Genomic DNA, 16,787 nt, shown 5'->3' with positions numbered 1-16,787 from the left:
CCATGGGCCCTGTCGGACAGCATGGGCCGCACCTACAATTGCGCTATGGCAGTTCCCGAGTACGGCAAGGTACCGCAGACGGTCGATGGCGGGTCTCCGAAAGCGCTCGTCCTTTCCGCCGACAAGTTTGAAGACCTGGAACTGTACGTGCCCGTCTTCCGCCTCGTCGAGGCCGGGTGGGCAGTCGACATCGCTGCACCGGAAGAGGGCAGGATCACGGGCGAGAGCAGCTGGTACTACGTCGTCGCAAACAAGCGCATCAGCGACGTCGTCCCCGAGGACTACGACCTTCTCGTCGTCCCGGGCGGCAAACCTGATGGTGCACCGACCACGGTGAGGAACAACGCCAGGGCAGTGGAAATTGCGCGCTCGTTTTTTGCCGCCAACAAACCGGTCGCCGCTATCTGCCATGGTCCGTATCTCCTGGTTTCCGCGGATCTCGTCAAGGGGCGGCGGCTCACCTCCTATTGGGGCGACGGGGTGCCGGAGGAGATCACCGGCGCCGGCGGGACGTGGGAAGATGCCGAGGTGGTGGTCGATGGAAATCTCGTCACCTCGCGATGGCCGATGGACCTGGCGGCGTTCTCACGGGAAATGATGAAGCTGGTTGGCCACCGCGCCTGAACGGAATTGCGGGGTCACCAGCCGCCGCGCGTCGGGGTATGGCTCTTTCGGGCGTCGTCAGGCATTGGCATTTCGGCCCGCAGGCCAAGAAGACGGATGGGCCGGCCTGCTTCGATTCCGGCGGCGAGGTCCAGAGCCCGCGCGAGAATTTCGTTCCGGTCGAGAGTCTGGGGAATCTTCCGCGCGTGGGTCGTGGTCGAAAACGGCGCGTACCGTACTTTCAGGGTCAGCCCAATCACGGGCCGTCCTTCGGCTGCTACGTCCTCCAGGACCCGCGCTGCCAGCTCCCTGATGGCGGCGTCCACCTGGGCCGGTTCGGTCAGGTCCTGTTGGAAGGTTGTCTCCCGGCTGTGCCCTCGCGCCACCCACGGGGTGTCGTCCACAACGCTGGCGCCGTCCCCGCGTCCGAGTTCCGCGTACCAGGGACCCATCGTGGGGCCGAACTCCGGGACCAGGTCCGCAGGGTCGGAGGCGGCGAGCTCGGAGACGGTGTTGATGCCCAGTTTGGCCAGCCGGGCGGAGACCTTCGTCCCCACGCCCCACAGTTCCTTGGTGGGACGGGCCCCCATGACCTCGAGCCAGTTTCCGGCCGTGAGCCGGAAGACGCCGGCCGGCTTGCCGAAACCGGTGGCGACCTTGGCCCGGACCAAGGTATCGCCGATGCCCACGCTGCAGTGCAGCCGTGTCCGGTCCAGGACGGCGGCCTGTACTTGCCGGGCATAGGCCTCCGGATCCGCTGACTCAATGCCGACAAAGGCTTCGTCCCAGCCCAGCACCTGCACGGTGGCGCCGGGCTGCGCACGCAGGGTCGCCATGACCGTTTCGGACGCGGCGAGGTAGGCCTCCTGGTCAACGGGCAGGATCACGGCGTCGGGCACTTTCCGGGCGGCAACGCGCAAGGGCATTCCCGAACCCACACCGAAGGCCCTGGCCTCGTAGGATGCGGTCGACACCACAGCCCGTTCCGTGGGGTCGCCCCGCCCGCCAACGATGATCGGCTTGCCCGCCAGCTCCGGCCGCCGCAGTACTTCGACCGCCGCGATGAACTGGTCGAGATCGACGTGCAGCACCCACCGGGTTCCGCTCACGGCACCAGTCTGTCTACCGGGCCGTGCGACGGCTGAAGATCATATGGACGACTCCCGCTGGAGAAGGAGTCGTTTCGATGGCAAAGCGCTGTTCGAGTCCCTCGAGCCCGTCCCAGAGCCGTTCGCCCCGGCCAAGGAGGATCGGCACGACGACGATGTGCATGTGGTCGATCAGATCGGCTTCGAGGAACTGTCTGACGGTGCTGACGCCGCCGCCGATCCGGACGTCGAGGTCACCTGCCAGGGCGCGTGCCTGCTTGAGCGCCGTGACAGGGTCGGCATCGACGAAATGGAACGTTGTTCCCCCTTCCATTTCCAATACCGGCCGGGGATGGTGGGTCAGGACGACGACCGGTGTGTGGAAGACAGGGTTATCGCCCCACCATCCCCTCCATTCCTCGTCCGCCCAGGGGCCGCGCTGCGGGCCGAACTTGTTGCGCCCCATGATCTCCGCACCGACTCCGGGTGCCCAGCCGCTCGCAAACGCCTCGTCAACGCCGAACGATCCCTCCGACTCGCCGTGGAAGCCCATCTGGCGGAAGGTACGTGTCTCGAAGGCCCACTCCATGAGCCGCGAGCCGGCGTGGCCGAACGGAGCGTCGAGTTTCTGGCCCTCGCCGGTGCCGAAGCCGTCGAGCGAGATCGAGAAGTTGTGCACGCGGACGAGGGACATGTCATCTCCTGGGCTTGTCGTTTGCGGTCACTCTATGGTGATCGAACCCCACGGCTCAAGAGGTGCCCGCCTTCTCGGCGTAGGCGGTGGCTTCGTCCCGCACCTGCCTCAAGTAGGACGCGGACTGGTTGTAGGAGTAGATGGCGTCGGTCCATCCTTGCGCCGTCGAAAGGTCACGGCCGTGGGCGCACAGATAGGCCGCCGCGCTGAGCGCGGCGTCGTCAATATTGAACGGGTCCGCTGTTCCGTCCCCGTTGCCGTCCCGCCCTACAAGCCGCCACGTGGAGGGAATGAACTGCATGGGTCCGACGGCGTGGTCCCAGCGGGCGTCACCGTCAAGGGCTCCCGCGTCCGTGTCCGCGATGGCGGCGAATCCGGCGCCGTTGAGGCTCGGGCCGATGATTGGCCCGCTCGCCTGCCCTGCAGTGTTGAGGTTGCCGCCGCCGTAGGTTCCGTGCGCCGATTCGACGAAGCCGACGGCGGCCACGGTGTTCCAGCCGATCCTGCACCCCGGAGCGGAATCGTTGGCCGTGGCTGCAGCCGCAACATAGGCACGGAGCGCGCGGGCCGGGATCCCGGTCAGCTCGGCGGCCCGGGTAAGCCACTCGGCATCAGCGCTCCGGGTCACGTTCACGGCGGTGGTGAGGCCGGAGGAGGTGAGTTTTGCCCCCGCCCGCGGCGGCGGAGCCAGGGCCGTGCGAGCGTCGGCACCGGGCTGCCGGACCGCCCAGAACGAGAATGCGGCGATGACGCAGACCGCGAACACGCTGAAAACCAAAAGACGTTTGAAACGGAGCACCGACCAATCAAACCATCCAGACCCCGTTGCCGTTGACCAAGGGGCGGCTGGGGTTGCCTTTCCTCACATGGCCGTCATCATGTGGAGACCTGGCAGCAGCTCCGGGTGGGCAGGAACGAAGAGCGCAAAGACGATCAGTGCGACGCCAGTGATCCGGCTGAGGGTGGGCCCGTATTTCCACGTCTTCTCAAGGAAGATCACCGCCGTAAGCACCGCCATCCATGCCAGGTTCATCACGCCCACAGCAACGAGCACCACCATCAGCCCCCAACAGCAACCCACGCAATACACCCCGTGGTACATGCCGACGCGGACATCCCGCAGGCGGCCCTTGTACCCGGATACGTGCAACAGGAACGCTACGGGCGACCGGCAGTGCCGGAGACAGAAATCCTTCAGCGGCGTCAGCTGGTAGGCGCCGGCCGCCACGAGCACTCCAGCTCCCACCCAGGGTGCGACGTCCGCCGCGTCCTCAGCAAGCAACCCGGCGAGCGCCGCGGCCGCGTAGGCAACGACTCCAAATCCGATCCACGTCACCAGGTAACCGCCAACCAGGGCGATGGTTCGGATGGCACGGACCCGACGGCTGCGGACGGCCCGGATCGACCTGAGGTACGTCGAGGTGAGAGGCGCCAAGGCCGGCAGCATCATGGCCGCCATCATCAGCGTCCAGACGCCCAAGAAGCCCAGGAGCCCCAGCCCCATGGTTCCCGGCCCCGACATGTCGGCGAGGCCGGAGAACGTGAAATACCACGCCAGGGCGGCACACCCGATCAGTGCCAACTCTGCGGCATGGCGGCTGAGCGTCAGGCTGCTCCTGCCGGGCACTTAGGCGGACCAGGCGAAGGGGGCCGAGAAGGAGTTCTTCCCGGCGTTGTCCCAGGTCATTCCGAGCGCCTCAACGTGGGCGGTACTGGCTGTGCCAGCTGCCAAGGTGTCCGCAGGGAATCCAACGCCGCTGATTGTCACTCCTCGTCCTGTGGCATCAAAGGGTGACACGAAGTCCTCGACCACCATGTCGACGGCACTGCCAATCCGGACCCGGTGAACCCGCCCGTCGTCGGCGTAGGCCATGGTGAGGGACTCCATGCCCGCCATTTCACCGATCAGGGGGGCGAGGCCCTCCATCGGTCCGCCGAGCTGGCCGCCGAAGACTGCGCCGAGCGCTTCGGCCTGCTCAGCTGAGGCGGCGGCATCGAGCAGAAGTCCGACTTTCCAGCCGCCGTCACTCATCAGGGCCGGCGTGTCGGCAAGGACGCAGACTGTCAGACCGCCGACGTCGACACCGTTTACTTCGCCGGTCTCGACGTGGAAAGCCAAGGCCACGTTGCAGCGTTCGTTATCCGCCGGTGCCGTCTGCCCTGAAGCCGTACACGGGCAGACCATGTTGCAATTGCAATTCTCAAAATACGTGCCCTCGATATGCCACGGCATTTCGGGCTCCTTTCGAAGAGGCACCCCCAAAAGAAAGTCTCCTCGCGGCCCTGAACAGTGTCAACGGGACGCTGCAACCCCTTCAGCTCCCCCGTTCGGCCAGACGGTGCGACGTATGATCACAGCGAAGGGCCCGTGCCACGTTCCACGCGGTTGCTGGCCACCGGACCCGTCCGAGAAAATCAACCACCCCGGTGCAACCACGCCCTGGGCAGACCCCTGGAGAACCTATGTTTGAAAAAGTCGTGCGCGACGGGGTCATTTTGAAGCCTCTTGAGCCATGGCAGGCCGGCGAGTTTGCCGACCATATGAACAGGGCCAGGGACCATATCCGGCCCTGGGTCGGACCGGCATTTGTCACCGATACCGTAGACGGGGCCCGTGCCACCCTTCAGCGCTACGCTGCGGCCACCGCGAATGATGGCGCGCGAATTTATGGCCTCTGGGCGGACGGCAAGATCATCGGAGGCGTGATGTTTGTCGCGTTTGATCCGGTCTGGGGCATTTGTGAGGTCGGTTGCTGGCTCGAACCGCAGGCTGTCGGCCGCGGCCTTATCACCCGGTCGGTCGAACTGCTTATGGAGTGGGCCTTCTTAGAGCGGGGAATGTCTCGCGTTGAATGGCGATGCCGCACCGACAACGACCGCAGTGTTGCGGTCGCTCGGCGACTGCGTATGCATTCCGACGGCGTTCTCCGCAGCAGCTGGGTCTATGACGGGAATCGTTACGACAAGGAGGTCTTTTCCATACTTCGTGCCGAATGGATGGGCACACGGCCCGCTATCGCCCAGTGACCGGCGCCCCCAGTGCCAGGGTTCTACCGGGCCGGCCCGGACTCCAGCAGGTGAGCTTCCAGGACGTCGCGGACCGAGGTCCATGGCTGCGGGCCGTAGCGGTCGTTATCAACATGGCGAAGTTCGGCTTCGCCGCTGAACATGCTGACGAAGTACTGCATGCCTTGCCACGCGGGGAATGCCTCGCCCTTGTCTTTGGACAAGCGCCGGCCGATCTTGCTCATCGCCAGCAGGGTCCCCGTGGTCCCGGCCCACTGCGGTGAAAAGGTAGTTCCGGTGAGTTCGGTCATGGTTTGGGCGATGGTGCGGGCGCTGACGCGGTCTCCGGCGACTTCGACGACCCGGGGCGCGTCCCCGTCGAGGGCCACAAGCGCGACGACGCGAGCGACGTCGTCCTTGGTCGTAAAGTCAAGGATTTGGTCCGGTGCGGACCAGTACAGGACCCGGTGCCGGGAGAACAGAATCATCGGCGCCTGCCCGGTGAGCATGTCCGAGAACGCGCCGTTGAGGACGGACGTCACGCGAAGGGGCGCCGCGTCAAGCTCCCCGGCGAACTCACGGCGCAGCTCGAAGTTGCGGTTGCTGCCGGGGGTGATCCGGCGGTAGTCGGCGGAGTAGTCCGACGGGATGAACCGTGCCACGCCGGCTTCGACGGCGGCGGCGAGGAGTGCCCGCTGGACGTCGACGATGACCGGACGCGCACCGCTGACGGCCGAGACGACGGCGTCGACGCCGGCCAACGCTGCGACGAGGGCGGGCCTGTCCGTGTAGTTGGCCTCATGGACTTCCACGCGCTCCTGCCCGCCGAAGATTGCGTGGGCCTTGCCGCTGCCGGGGCGGGTCAGGACCCGGACGAGGGTGCCGGGCTGCCGGAGGAGCTCGCGAACAACGCGGCGGCCAAGGTCACCGGTGGCTCCGGCGACGAGGACGGTGCTGGCGGTCATGGTGGGCTCTTCTCGGTGGGGTTGGCGCGGACGGGGCGGCGTTGGATCAGACGGTTGGCCCCGGACGAAGGTTAACCGCGACTCTACATCCCGGGCTCGGTGCCCAAGCACGCGACTCCCGCCGGACCGGGGGTTCAGGATCCGTCCGGTCTTCTACCTTTTACCTGGGGCTGGAATATTCAGCCGTGAGGAGCTACCCAGTGGAACAGCCCACCTACCCAGACAGCGTCGGCGGGGCGCCGGTCGCCCCGCACCAACGGCCAGGGACGCCGCGGCGGCGGACAGGGCCAACCGACTGCCCTGAGCACCCCCGGCGGCGACACCAACCCGTAGTCCGGGAGCCGCTTGCGCCGCGTCCGTGCAGGAAATCTTCAGCCGCGGGGCTGGCTCGGCCGACTCGGCTGGCGCCCCGCGGCAAGGAGCTTCACGGCGAGGACTGCGGAGAGGCCGGCGAACGGCAGTTCAACGAGGGCGGCCTCGAGGATCGCCGTCGTCAGGGGCGGGCCTTGGGCCGCGGTGGCGACGTCGAAGAGTGCGTCGATGCACAGGCTCGTGGAGAAGGCTGCAGCGCTCAGTGCGGCGTACGGACTTCCCTTGAAGAAGAAGGCCGCCGTCAGGAGCGCCGCAACAGCCTCGAACCCGTCCAGCGCGAGCCAGGCCGTACTCCAGTTGTAGGCAACCGTCACCGCGGGCATCGTGCCGCTCAGGTAGAAAATCCAGACTGCGTAGAAGAGTCCGGCTGCGGCACCACAGGCAAGGGCCATCCGCCGCCACTCCAGGCCCCGCAACCGCGCCCAGACCCGCCGGCGCATGCGCAGTAGCAGGGCGATGGCCAGGGCCGCCAAGGCGATCTTGAGCCCGACAAAATGCGGCCCCGCCGGCCACATCGGGTATCCGGTTTGGAACGAAAACACGGGTGACCATCCTCTCCCTGCCGCGGCCCTCGGTGCCTGGCGCTAAGCAGAGGGTACCGGACGGGCCTGAGAGGGTGGCTTCGAAGACAAGGCTCCTGCCCTGCGTGGGGCCAGAACCGGTTCCACCCGGGAATTTCCCCCACTCCCCCCGCAAACTTTCGCGATCCACCCAGTCCGGCGCCAGTTCGACCCGTTCAAACGGTCGCGGCGTCGCCAGGCCGCCGCCGGAAGTAACGGCTGGCCCGCTGGCGATTAGACCGAGTAGGGCGCATGCTGGTCCGGAGGGCGCAGGGATCTTCGCGAAGAAGTAACTGGCGGTCTCTTGTAGTGCCAAGCCCTGGCCACCTAGACACCGGTCCGGGCTCCGTTGGAGCCGTCAAGCAGCCGGCGGTTCTGATGGTGGTACCGGAAGGCAGTTGCAGAACCGGACATTTTGGACTGAAACGTCGGATGCGGATCACCCGACACACGCCACTCCCCCTTGATCCCAGCGGGACATTCGCGCCTGATGACCACTCTGGACACGCTCTCGAAGGCGACGTAAATTCAGAGAGTCCAAAAACCCTAGGGTATTTGGTCCTTCACGGCCGGGTGCACGGCCACGAAGAGAGCCGCTGTAGCAGCACGGCGGCACCACGGATGCACCCGAGGAACGGAGCCCGGAATGGCCACCTCGCACATCACACGATTCCTCCTGGACGCCACAGTCCCCGATGAAACGCACGATCCATTGGGACCGGACTGCCTCTACGGTCTGTACACCAGCTGGTGCATGCTGCACAACATCAAGCCGGTGGAAGACTTTGCCTTCCGGTCCGCCATCCGGCGCCACGGGATAGATCCCAGTGGCAGCCGACGACGAATGGCCGGTCCCGCAGCCGGCGACTACATCCTTGCTAGCTACCCGGACTAGCCTTCGCACTCGACGCAGTACGAATGGCCCTTGCTTTCGCGTGCGAGCTGGGACCGGTGCCTAACCAGGAAACACGAGTAACAAGTGAACTCGTCCTCTGCCTGCGGGATGACTTGAACAATAAGTTCCTCCGCGACAAATTCCCCGCCGGGGGTCATGGCCTCGTCCAGTGCGTCGGACTCGTCCAGCTCTCGGACGACGCTGCGGGCGTCCGGGGCGTTGGCGGACTGCAGCGCCTCGAGTGAGCGCTCCTGGGATTCCTTGACATCGGAACGTACTTCGTCGTAATCGGTTGCCACTATGGTGCTTCTCTTTTCTGGCGTTCTTGTCTGACGGAACTGCAACGAATACGACGGCCCTGGAATTCCCGACCCCGCCCAGACCCCGCCGGACAGGGTACGCGAGGCAACGCTGAAACGACCCCAAGCAACCCGTCCGCGATCCAAAGTGTGGACACTAGCTCCTCGGCACCAGAGCCCTCCGTAGTCCGAAGCCGTGCCTGCACTGAGGCTCTGGCGGGACAGGTGGACCATCATGATGCACCGATGCATATGGGTGTTGGGCTGCCCCCGGTGCGGCTTCGGGCCGAACGGCTCTGGCAGGAGTATACCGGCCTGCTCACGATAGCCCTGTGGCACACGCAGCGCGCTCGGCAGGTCCCCCGAACCTGACCGCAACTGCCACATGGCGGCACCACCTGGACTCGCCGGTCACCTCCTCGGCGGAGGGTGTGCTGCGGGTGGCGCGCGATACCGTCGGGCTGCACTCGACTCTGCCCGGAACGCCCTACCTGTCATTGAAAGCGCGAATCGGCGACTTCACGACCGACGACCTCGACATCGAGGTCTATGAACACCGCTCGCTTGTCCGGCTGAAAGTCATGCGTGGAACCGTGTTCCTTTTGACCCGGGCCATGGCCCAGATTGCCTTCGCTGCGACCGTTGAGCTCACCCTGGGCCGCGATCGGAAGTGGCTTCGCCTCGATCCGGGCGTGTTTCGCCGCGTCGCACCCCTCGTTCTTGAGGCCTTGGGCCAGGAGTCGCTGACCACGTCGGAACTGCGCTCCCGGGTGCACCACGCCGATCTGGCCGCCGTGGTGGCGCTCCTGTGCGATGAGGCGAGAATCGTCCGCGATCGCCCGGCCGGTGGTCGCACCAGCACCAGCTACCGGTACCGTCGCTGGGACCACGCCTTCCCGGACCTGGACCTGGCTGCCTACGACGGCGAGACTGCGACGGATGAGCTCATCCGCAGGTACGTGGAAAGCTACGGGCCCGTGTCGTTTGCAGATGTTGTGTGGTGGACGGGATTGCCGGCTCAACGGGTCCGGGCCGCACTCGGCCGCATGGCCGACGAGTTGCAGACCATCAATGGCCCGGCCGCCGGGCAGCAGTGGTTGAAAACCTACGACACCAAGGATGGACAGCCCGTCCCGGGAGGACGTACGCCCCTAGTCCGGCTGCTGCCACAACTGGACCCGTACACGATGGGCTATCGCGAACGTGCACGGCTCATCGACGCGGAACATGAGGCTCTGGTCTACGACCGCGGCGGAAATGCCACCTCGGTCGTGCTCCAAGACGGACGGGTCACCGGCGTCTGGGACCTGACCGAATCACCCGCCCGCGGCGGGCGGGTGATGCTGTTCGACCCGGCGTCGGCAGTGAAGCGACGAGTCCTCGACCTGGTAGCCGAGACCGGCGAGTTCTGGTTCGGGCACAGCATTCCGGTGCGGGAGTACGAACAGATGGTGCCGTTCGGTCGGCGAACCGGGGTGATGCGCAACCCGCTCGACGGCGCCACCCCGGCAGCCTGACCACGACTGCCCGAATCCAATGGTGCGTCATCGCTCCTGGTCGCGCTGGATTGCTTCGGCGATTCCCTTGATGCGGTGCAACCTGGCGTCCCACGCGGCCCCGACTGATGACAGTTGCGCGACGGCGCGGGCGAGCTGGGCCTGGCTCACCTCGAAGATGCGCTCCCGTCCTGAATTCGTTACCTGGACCATTCCGACTCGTTGGAGGACGCCGAGGTGTTTAGCGACCGCCTGACGTGTGATGGGCAGTTGGCGGCTCAGCGTGGTCGCCGTGCCTTCGCCGTCGGTCAGCAGCAGGTCCAGCATCCGTCTCCGGGTCGAATCCCCCACCGCCGACCACAGCTCGTCGTCGATGGCGGTGTTCACGGCGTCGAGACCAGCCGAGCGACGTAAGTGAGGAGACGGGGCAGGAAATAGTCCCAGCCGCTGGCGTGCTCGCGGTACTGCTTCTCGAGGACGGCCGATTCCCAGCCCTTCTCGCGGAACCCGGTCTCAGTAAAGCGCAGCAGTGTGCCGACACCTGATGGAATCAGGTCGAAGGTTACCAACAGTGAGTTGGCTGGCGTCGCGGTCTCCCCGTCGTCGTATACCCACCGGAAGGAGAACCGCCGGAACGGATCGGCCGCCACCACCGTAAGAGCCACGATCTTGACGTCTGGCGCAGACCGGTCACCAAATGAGATGACTCCGGTGGCGCCGGCCGTGGGTTCGATCTCTGCCTTATCCGGCCACCACTCCCGAAGGTGCTCGGGCATGCTGATGACCCCGTACACCACCTCGGGGGCGGCGTCGATGTGAATCTCTCTCTCGATGCTGGCGAACTCCATGGCGTTCTCCTATCTAGGTGCAACCTTTGGTTGCACCTGACTTTAGGGCATCCCTCCTGCATGCGCAACCATTGGTTGCTCTTCCTGAATGGCCAGGGAGGGCTGCGTTTTCGAAGCAACCCCCCCCCAACGGGCCGGGCGGCCAAGCAAACGTTTATTTGCTTGACGGTTAATTAACCGATCAGTAAAGTAATCCACGTGAAGAGATATGGGAGGACCTTATGACGGTAGCGGAAGAACAGCAGCTGGATGCGATGTTCAGCGCACTCTCTGATCCGACACGGCGGGCAATCGTGGTCCGGCTCGCACGTGGTGACGCAACAGTCAATGAACTGGCGGAGCCGTTCAAGCTGAGCCTTCCCGGCGTATCCAAGCACTTGAAGGTGCTTGAGCGGTCGGGGCTGATCAGCCGGGGCCGGCAGGCCCAGTTCCGCCCCTGCCACTTGGAGTTACAGGCCCTCAATGTCGCGGCGGACTGGATCGAGGAAAACCGGCGTCTTTGGTCGGAGCGCTTCGACAAGCTCGACCAACACCTCCGCACCCTGCAAGAACCCCTGAATGGAGATCACAATGAATGAGAACACCCTCCGTTTCACCCGCACCTTCGAGGCGCCGCGGCAGCTGGTCTTCGACTGCATGATCGACCCCGAGCATCTGACTCACTTCTGGGGCCCGATCGGCGTCACCACGCCCTTGAAGACGATCACCGTAGACGCCCGCGTCGGAGGTGCCTTCACGACGGTTATGGTCAACGACGGCGACGGCAGCACCTACCCGACCAGCGCTCGGTACCTCGAGGTGAACCCGCCGGATCGACTGTCCTGGATCGAAGACCACTCCGGGATGACCGTGACTATCACCTTCACGGAGCTTGGAACCCGCCGGACCCAAGTCGACATAGTGCAAACCCACGTCCCAGCGCCAATGATGGACCCCGCCGCACAGGCCGGATTCCTCACTTCCTTGGATCGGTTCGACACCTACCTGACCGAGCGGACCGGAGCTAACCGATGAGCCCCGGCAACGACCTCATGGCCGCCATAACCAGCGAGCGGCGGCAATTCAGCCATATCCTGAAAGAACTCACCCACCAGGACTGGGACACCGCCTCGCTGTGCAAGGGCTGGCGGGTCCGCGAAGTTGTTGCACACATGACCATGCCCCTGCGCCTCTCTACCCCACAGTTCGCAGTAGAGATGATCCGCTCCCGCGGCAACTTCACCCGCATGGCAGATCGCGTCGCCCGCCACGATGCCCGGGCACCCGTCAGCACGCTGCTCGACCGCTGGCAGGCAAATGAAAACACCAAGTGGAAACCACCAGGCGGCGGCCTCCAAGGAGCACTCACCCACGACATCGTCCACGGCCTGGACGTTACAATCCCGCTTGGCATCGAACACCCTGTCAGAGACGCCAACCTCCTCACGGTCCTCGACCATGCAACGAGCCCGCTCAGCCAGAAACACTTCCGGCTTGACCTGGCTGGCATCCGATTCGAAGCCAACGACCTCGACTGGGGCTTTGGCGACGGTGAGCCTCTCCAGGGGGCTGCCCACCACCTCCTCATGGTCCTCATGAACCGGAAAATGCCCCCGGGCGCCCTCACCGGCGCGGCAGCCGTTCGGTTCACAACCATCTGATCCGGCGGTACGACGTCCCGCCGCACAAGGATGTGGCTCCGGCCCCCGAAAACAGCTGCCCGGAGCCACATCCTAAAAATCATATTAGAACCGGGGCGCTGCGTTTGACCCCTGTGACTTCATCATTTCTTCCCGACGGAGACAGAGGCTGTCCGCGGCAACTCAGTCAGGAGAAATGCACTACTTGCGGGCCAACGTGGCGTGGCCCGGGGCGTTAAGGTGCTCTGCCTGCGTCTGTGCGTTCGCCCTGGGCCTGGTCGTCGGACTCCAGCAGGGTTGCAAGGGCCGCAAGGGCTGGGACGGCGTTTTCGATGGCCCTCTGGGAATCCTCGGGCAGTCGTTGCAGCGCCTGCCCAATGCGGCGGTCATTCGCCTCCTGCCATGCGTTGAGCACCGACGTTCCCTCGTCCGTCAAGTTGAGGCTTACAGAGCGACGGTCGCCCGGGCGGGTGAGACGTTCGACGAGCCCGGAAACCACCAGATGCTGGACCAGGTTGCTGACCGTGTTGACTGCCAGCCGCTGCCGTGACGCGAGGCCGCTGATGCCCAGCCCGGGTTCATCAGCCAGCCGCTGCATGATCTCCACTTGGGCCATCGGGAGTGATTCCCATGGAAACTCCTGACGCACGCTTGAACGCAGGACACGGCGCAGACGGGTGATCACCCCGGTTAACGACCATGCGTGGGCCGTACCCCCGGCAGTCTCGGATTCCGGTGCGGATTCTGCGGCCCTCATCATCTGCCCAGCTTAGCCCGATACAGTCGGTCCTAGAATAATTCTGTGGCAGAACCAATTTGTCCGTGTCCTGCCGCGCCATCTCTTAGACAGGACCGCTATGACCGCCGGTGATTCCTTCATTCCGTCCCCGACCGTCAGCGCCTTCCATGTAGGACCGCTGACCATTCACTTCTATGCCCTCTGCATCATGGCCGGCATAGCGCTGGCGGTCTGGCTGGGGTCCCACCGATGGCTGGCCCGCGGCGGCCGCCCCGGCCAGGTCCTGGACATCTGCGTCTGGGCGGTGCCGGCGGGAATCATCGGCGGCCGGATCTACCACGTGATCACCGATCCGGAACTCTATTTCGTCCCTGGCAAGAATCCTTGGAACGCGTTCGCAATTTGGGACGGCGGCCTGGGCATCTGGGGCGCGATCGCGCTGGGCTGCGTGGGTGCGTGGATCGGCTGCCGCAGGGCCGGAGTGTCCTTTGTCGGTTTCCTCGACGTGGTGGCCCCGGGCGTGCTGTTTGCCCAGGCTCTCGGCAGGTGGGGGAACTGGTTCAACAACGAACTCTACGGCGACCCGACCGGGCTGCCGTGGAAACTGCAGATCCACCAGATGGACGGTTCCGGCTCTGCCGTCACCGACGCCTCGGGCACCCCGCTGGTCCTCGGCTACTTCCAGCCGACATTCCTCTACGAATCGCTCTGGTGCGTCGCCGTCGGCCTGCTGATCCTCTACCTGGACCGGCGGTTCAGCCTCGGCGCCGGGAGCATCTTTGCCCTGTACGTCGCAGGCTACACGGCCGGTCGCTTCGCCTTTGAGCTGATGCGCTCCGACTACGCCAACCTGGTTCTGGGGCTTCGGGTAAACACCTGGGTGGCAGCCCTGATCTTCCTCGCCGGCGCGGCCGGGTTCCTGCTCACGTTCCGTCGGCAGCGCTCGGTCGCGCTTCCTGGACCGGCGCCCGACGGCGGCGACGCGCCTCCCGCCGTCGACCCGGCGCCCGCATCCGCCCAGACTCCCGAGCCGGCCTCGACCACGCGCGGGGAGCACCGTGATGCCGAATAGGAGGTCACGCTGGCGTGCTGTCCTGGCGTTCATCGCGGCCGGGGCCGCGTGCGGAATTCTTGTCGCAGGGCTTTTCCTGCCTGCCACGGCGATGGCCGGATCCGCCGTCAGCAGTTCCATCGGCATGTTCGACCGGCTCCCCGACGACCTGAACCTCAACGCGCCGCCCGCCGCCTCGAAGGTTCTGGCAAGCGACGGATCAGTGATCGCGTCCTTCTACGCCGAAAACCGCGCGCCCGTGACCTTGGACAAGATGTCCCCGTTCATCCGGGACGGCATCGTCTCCATCGAAGACGCACGCTTCTACCATCACGGCGGAATCGATACCACCGGGATCCTGCGGGCCCTCGTGGCCACCGCCCAGGGAGGCCGCCAAGGCGCCTCCACCATCACGCAGCAGTATGTGAACAACATGATCATTGAATCCCTGGTCGCGCAGGGCAAAGGTGACGACGTCAAGCTTGGCTACGCCAAGACGATCGGCGACAAACTGCGGGAAATGAAGCTCGCCATCGCCCTGGAGAAGACCTACTCCAAGGACCAGATCCTGCAGGGCTACCTCAATGTCGTCTATTTCGGCAACGGCGCCTACGGCATCGATGCGGCCGCCCACGAGTACTTTAATGTGCCCGCCAGCGATCTGACGCTGCCCGAAGCCGCAGCCCTGGCCGGCGTCGTGAACAGCCCGGTGTATTACGACCCGCTCACCGAGCCCGACCACGTGGTGTCCCGCCGCAACGAAGTCCTGGACAAGATGCTCCAGCAGGGGCGCATCACCGCGGCCCAACACGACGCGGCCACCCATGCGCCCATCGGACTCAGCGTCCATCCAAACAGGCAGGGATGCTTCGGCGCCTTAACGGCGCCGTATTTCTGCGACTACGTCCAGCGGTTGATTCTCAACGATCCCGAGTTCGGCGCCGACGAAGCGGCCCGCAAGAAGCTCCTGTACCTGGGCGGTCTAACCATCCGCACGACGTTGGACCCGACCCTGCAAAAGGTCGCCCAGGACCAGGTCAACGCGGCCATGGCCGCCTCCGATCCCTTGCAGCGCGGTTCCTCGCTGGTCAGCGTACAACCTGGCACCGGCAAGGTATTGACCATGGCGCAGAACACCGTCTACAACCCCGAGACGGCACCGGGGAACTACATGGGAAACTTCGCGCTACCGGAGCGCGATGCGAACGGCCAGCCGCTCGATGGCGCTGGCGGATTCCAGATCGGCTCCACAATGAAGCCGTTCATCTTTGCTGAATGGCTCAACTCCGGCAAATCCATGGCTACCCAGCTGGATGGGTCGGTCCGCCTCTACAAAGCGGGGTTTCCCTGGAAGAACTCCTGCGGCACCACCACAGGCTCGTACGACCCCGCAGCCGGGACCCACCTCCTGCCGAACGACGACCCGGACCATTACGTCCGCATGAGCGTCCTGCAGGGCCTCTACCAGTCGATCAATACGATCACCTTCCAATCCGCTGCGCAGCTTGATTTCTGCAATATCCAGAAAATGGCGACGGCGGCCGGAGTCGTGAACGGACATACGAACCAGCCCTACGACCTGTCCAGCGTCGCCAGCCTGATCGGGACCCAGGACGTCGCGCCGTTGTCCATGGCAAATGCCTACGCCACGTTCGCCGCCAACGGCGTGCACTGTGACCCGGTTGCCCTGGAGTCTGTCACCGGGCCGCATGGCCGGAACTATCCGGTGCCAGACGGGAACTGCCGGCAGGCGATCGATCCCGACGTCGCGGCGGGCGTGACCTACGCCCTGAAGAATGTGCTGACCCGGGGCTCGGGCTGGAACATCCCGGTCTCCAAGAGTTCGGACATCTTCGCCAAGACCGGCACCACCGATGGAAACACCATGACGTGGACCGTGGGTGCGACCTCCGCCATTGCCACAGCATCCTGGTTCGGTAGCTACCAGGGCATCGGGCCGAAATGGGTCAACCAGGACATCACCATCAACGGCAAGTACTACGTGGGCGTGGACGGCGCCGACATTGCCGGCGGCCAATGGGGCCGCCTGATGGACGCCGCGGCGCAGCGGTACCCGGCGGATGAGTTGCCGCTGCCCCCTTCATCAATGGTGCGGTGAGAATATTGCTGCCTCTGGCCTTCCGCCGCAGCGAGGCCGGTCCGGCACCACTAGGTTTCCGCCGACGGCAAAGCCAAGCGCGCTTCCAACGGGCACTATCTAACCGCTGAAGCTGCAGCCGGACAGACAGGCGCCTTGGACACATTCATCGTTCCCGGTGCCTACGGGATGGTGGCGAAGTCTTTTGACATCCTCATCCCTCTGCAAGCCACGGCCCGTCGGCTTGGAATGCAATGGCTCAGCCCCTTTGTCCTGCACGGGGTACGCGACCTGACAGATGAACAGCTGCAGGACCTCGCCCGGGACTACCGCCGCCTGCTGGAGCCAAGCTCCGTGCCCGAGCACGTGTCATGACATAGGCGCCCGCCGGCCGGGGTATGGTCCGGAGCCCGCGGGCGCCCATCACTCTGGTCGGCAGGGTGTAATCCGGCTG

At 65.1% G+C, this 16,787-nt stretch carries 21 protein-coding genes; 10 read left to right on the top strand and 11 right to left on the bottom strand.

Going from position 1 to position 16,787, the window contains the following annotated elements:
* Window positions 1–45: 45 nt before the first annotated feature.
* Window positions 46–624 carry a type 1 glutamine amidotransferase domain-containing protein gene (locus FFF93_RS07390; protein ID WP_138769489.1) on the top strand — a complete coding sequence of 193 codons (579 nt, stop codon included), beginning with the start codon at window positions 46–48 and terminating at the stop codon, window positions 622–624.
* A gap of 14 nt (window positions 625–638) precedes the next feature.
* On the opposite strand, the gene FFF93_RS07385 is transcribed toward FFF93_RS07390, so the two are convergent.
* The 5 genes from FFF93_RS07385 to FFF93_RS07365 form a co-directional block, all read right to left on the bottom strand.
* Window positions 639–1,694: a DNA polymerase IV gene (locus tag FFF93_RS07385; RefSeq protein WP_138770491.1), complete on the bottom strand. Its 1,056-nt coding sequence runs from the start codon at window positions 1,692–1,694 to the stop codon at window positions 639–641.
* A 31-nt stretch (window positions 1,695–1,725) separates the two neighbouring features.
* Window positions 1,726–2,385, bottom strand: coding sequence for a dihydrofolate reductase family protein (locus tag FFF93_RS07380; protein WP_138769490.1), 660 nt, complete (start codon window positions 2,383–2,385; stop codon window positions 1,726–1,728).
* Between the two features lie 55 nt (window positions 2,386–2,440).
* The gene (locus FFF93_RS07375; RefSeq protein ID WP_138769491.1) at window positions 2,441–3,184 is read right to left on the bottom strand and encodes a lytic transglycosylase domain-containing protein; all 744 of its coding nucleotides are present in this window, start codon (window positions 3,182–3,184) and stop codon (window positions 2,441–2,443) included.
* Window positions 3,185–3,247: 63 nt separating this feature from the next.
* On the bottom strand, window positions 3,248–4,012 hold the full coding sequence (locus tag FFF93_RS07370; protein WP_138769492.1) for a DUF2182 domain-containing protein: 765 nt from the start codon (window positions 4,010–4,012) through the stop codon (window positions 3,248–3,250).
* Window positions 4,013–4,570 carry a DUF1326 domain-containing protein gene (locus FFF93_RS07365; RefSeq protein WP_261375413.1) on the bottom strand — a complete coding sequence of 186 codons (558 nt, stop codon included), beginning with the start codon at window positions 4,568–4,570 and terminating at the stop codon, window positions 4,013–4,015.
* A 278-nt stretch (window positions 4,571–4,848) separates the two neighbouring features.
* Between FFF93_RS07365 and FFF93_RS07360 the strand changes: the two genes are divergently transcribed.
* Window positions 4,849–5,412: a GNAT family N-acetyltransferase gene (locus FFF93_RS07360; protein ID WP_138769494.1), complete on the top strand. Its 564-nt coding sequence runs from the start codon at window positions 4,849–4,851 to the stop codon at window positions 5,410–5,412.
* A gap of 23 nt (window positions 5,413–5,435) precedes the next feature.
* On the opposite strand, the gene FFF93_RS07355 is transcribed toward FFF93_RS07360, so the two are convergent.
* The gene (locus tag FFF93_RS07355; protein WP_138769495.1) at window positions 5,436–6,356 is read right to left on the bottom strand and encodes an NmrA family NAD(P)-binding protein; all 921 of its coding nucleotides are present in this window, start codon (window positions 6,354–6,356) and stop codon (window positions 5,436–5,438) included.
* Window positions 6,357–6,727: 371 nt separating this feature from the next.
* A complete protein-coding gene (locus FFF93_RS07350) occupies window positions 6,728–7,270 on the bottom strand; it encodes a hypothetical protein (protein ID WP_138769496.1) in 543 nt (180 codons plus the stop codon).
* A gap of 664 nt (window positions 7,271–7,934) precedes the next feature.
* Here FFF93_RS07350 and FFF93_RS07345 point away from each other — a divergent pair.
* Window positions 7,935–8,183, top strand: coding sequence for a hypothetical protein (locus tag FFF93_RS07345; protein WP_138769497.1), 249 nt, complete (start codon window positions 7,935–7,937; stop codon window positions 8,181–8,183).
* On the opposite strand, the gene FFF93_RS07340 is transcribed toward FFF93_RS07345, so the two are convergent.
* Window positions 8,180–8,482 (bottom strand): DUF4193 domain-containing protein, encoded by a 303-nt coding sequence (locus tag FFF93_RS07340; RefSeq protein ID WP_138769498.1) that lies wholly within the window; start codon window positions 8,480–8,482, stop codon window positions 8,180–8,182. The genes FFF93_RS07345 and FFF93_RS07340 overlap by 4 nt on opposite strands.
* Before the next feature lie 332 nt (window positions 8,483–8,814).
* Between FFF93_RS07340 and FFF93_RS07335 the strand changes: the two genes are divergently transcribed.
* The gene (locus FFF93_RS07335) at window positions 8,815–9,999 is read left to right on the top strand and encodes a winged helix DNA-binding domain-containing protein (RefSeq protein ID WP_186372254.1); all 1,185 of its coding nucleotides are present in this window, start codon (window positions 8,815–8,817) and stop codon (window positions 9,997–9,999) included.
* Window positions 10,000–10,026: 27 nt separating this feature from the next.
* Here FFF93_RS07335 and FFF93_RS07330 read toward each other — a convergent pair whose 3' ends face one another.
* Window positions 10,027–10,365, bottom strand: a complete 339-nt coding sequence (locus FFF93_RS07330) for a helix-turn-helix domain-containing protein (protein ID WP_138769500.1) — start codon at window positions 10,363–10,365, stop codon at window positions 10,027–10,029.
* A complete protein-coding gene (locus FFF93_RS07325) occupies window positions 10,362–10,826 on the bottom strand; it encodes an SRPBCC domain-containing protein (RefSeq protein ID WP_138769501.1) in 465 nt (154 codons plus the stop codon). Before FFF93_RS07325 ends, FFF93_RS07330 begins: the two co-directional genes overlap by 4 nt.
* Window positions 10,827–11,047: 221 nt before the next feature.
* Here FFF93_RS07325 and FFF93_RS07320 point away from each other — a divergent pair, with 221 nt between their 5' ends.
* From FFF93_RS07320 to FFF93_RS07310, 3 genes are read left to right on the top strand one after another with little or no spacing between them, the layout of a single operon-like run.
* A complete protein-coding gene (locus FFF93_RS07320; RefSeq protein WP_138769502.1) occupies window positions 11,048–11,404 on the top strand; it encodes a helix-turn-helix transcriptional regulator in 357 nt (118 codons plus the stop codon).
* Complete coding sequence (locus FFF93_RS07315) at window positions 11,397–11,840, top strand: SRPBCC domain-containing protein (RefSeq protein ID WP_186372253.1); 444 nt, start codon at window positions 11,397–11,399, stop codon at window positions 11,838–11,840. Before FFF93_RS07320 ends, FFF93_RS07315 begins: the two co-directional genes overlap by 8 nt.
* Window positions 11,837–12,466 (top strand): maleylpyruvate isomerase family mycothiol-dependent enzyme, encoded by a 630-nt coding sequence (locus FFF93_RS07310; protein WP_222424655.1) that lies wholly within the window; start codon window positions 11,837–11,839, stop codon window positions 12,464–12,466. The genes FFF93_RS07315 and FFF93_RS07310 overlap by 4 nt, the downstream gene beginning before the upstream one ends.
* Window positions 12,467–12,680: 214 nt before the next feature.
* Here FFF93_RS07310 and FFF93_RS07305 read toward each other — a convergent pair whose 3' ends face one another.
* The gene (locus FFF93_RS07305) at window positions 12,681–13,043 is read right to left on the bottom strand and encodes a MarR family winged helix-turn-helix transcriptional regulator (protein WP_261375412.1); all 363 of its coding nucleotides are present in this window, start codon (window positions 13,041–13,043) and stop codon (window positions 12,681–12,683) included.
* Window positions 13,044–13,302: 259 nt separating this feature from the next.
* Between FFF93_RS07305 and lgt the strand changes: the two genes are divergently transcribed.
* The 3 genes from lgt (at window position 13,303) to FFF93_RS07290 (ending at window position 16,708) form a co-directional block, all read left to right on the top strand.
* Window positions 13,303–14,256, top strand: a complete 954-nt coding sequence (lgt, locus tag FFF93_RS07300) for a prolipoprotein diacylglyceryl transferase (RefSeq protein ID WP_138769504.1) — start codon at window positions 13,303–13,305, stop codon at window positions 14,254–14,256.
* Window positions 14,246–16,354 carry a transglycosylase domain-containing protein gene (locus FFF93_RS07295; protein ID WP_138769505.1) on the top strand — a complete coding sequence of 703 codons (2,109 nt, stop codon included), beginning with the start codon at window positions 14,246–14,248 and terminating at the stop codon, window positions 16,352–16,354. Before lgt ends, FFF93_RS07295 begins: the two co-directional genes overlap by 11 nt.
* Window positions 16,355–16,489: 135 nt before the next feature.
* Window positions 16,490–16,708 carry an NAD(P)H-dependent oxidoreductase gene (locus tag FFF93_RS07290; protein WP_138769506.1) on the top strand — a complete coding sequence of 73 codons (219 nt, stop codon included), beginning with the start codon at window positions 16,490–16,492 and terminating at the stop codon, window positions 16,706–16,708.
* Window positions 16,709–16,787: the final 79 nt, after the last annotated feature.

Source organism: Arthrobacter sp. KBS0702 (assembly GCF_005937985.2).
In the GTDB taxonomy this organism is placed as follows: domain Bacteria; phylum Actinomycetota; class Actinomycetes; order Actinomycetales; family Micrococcaceae; genus Arthrobacter.
The sequence above is the reverse complement of the archived record's forward strand: the minus strand, read 5'-3'. Positions and strand labels throughout refer to the sequence as shown.

Coding starts and splice junctions, on each gene's coding strand:
- FFF93_RS07355 (WP_138769495.1), bottom strand. CDS start 6,356: ATGACCGCCAGCACCGTCCTCGTCGCCGGAGCCACCGGTGACCTTGGC.
- FFF93_RS07325 (WP_138769501.1), bottom strand. CDS start 10,826: ATGGAGTTCGCCAGCATCGAGAGAGAGATTCACATCGACGCCGCCCCC.
- FFF93_RS07295 (WP_138769505.1), top strand. CDS start 14,246: ATGCCGAATAGGAGGTCACGCTGGCGTGCTGTCCTGGCGTTCATCGCG.
- FFF93_RS07345 (WP_138769497.1), top strand. CDS start 7,935: ATGGCCACCTCGCACATCACACGATTCCTCCTGGACGCCACAGTCCCC.
- FFF93_RS07310 (WP_222424655.1), top strand. CDS start 11,837: ATGAGCCCCGGCAACGACCTCATGGCCGCCATAACCAGCGAGCGGCGG.
- FFF93_RS07380 (WP_138769490.1), bottom strand. CDS start 2,385: ATGTCCCTCGTCCGCGTGCACAACTTCTCGATCTCGCTCGACGGCTTC.
- FFF93_RS07390 (WP_138769489.1), top strand. CDS start 46: ATGGCAGTTCCCGAGTACGGCAAGGTACCGCAGACGGTCGATGGCGGG.
- FFF93_RS07320 (WP_138769502.1), top strand. CDS start 11,048: ATGACGGTAGCGGAAGAACAGCAGCTGGATGCGATGTTCAGCGCACTC.
- FFF93_RS07365 (WP_261375413.1), bottom strand. CDS start 4,570: ATGGTCTGCCCGTGTACGGCTTCAGGGCAGACGGCACCGGCGGATAAC.
- FFF93_RS07360 (WP_138769494.1), top strand. CDS start 4,849: ATGTTTGAAAAAGTCGTGCGCGACGGGGTCATTTTGAAGCCTCTTGAG.
- lgt (WP_138769504.1), top strand. CDS start 13,303: ATGACCGCCGGTGATTCCTTCATTCCGTCCCCGACCGTCAGCGCCTTC.
- FFF93_RS07315 (WP_186372253.1), top strand. CDS start 11,397: ATGAATGAGAACACCCTCCGTTTCACCCGCACCTTCGAGGCGCCGCGG.
- FFF93_RS07305 (WP_261375412.1), bottom strand. CDS start 13,043: ATGCAGCGGCTGGCTGATGAACCCGGGCTGGGCATCAGCGGCCTCGCG.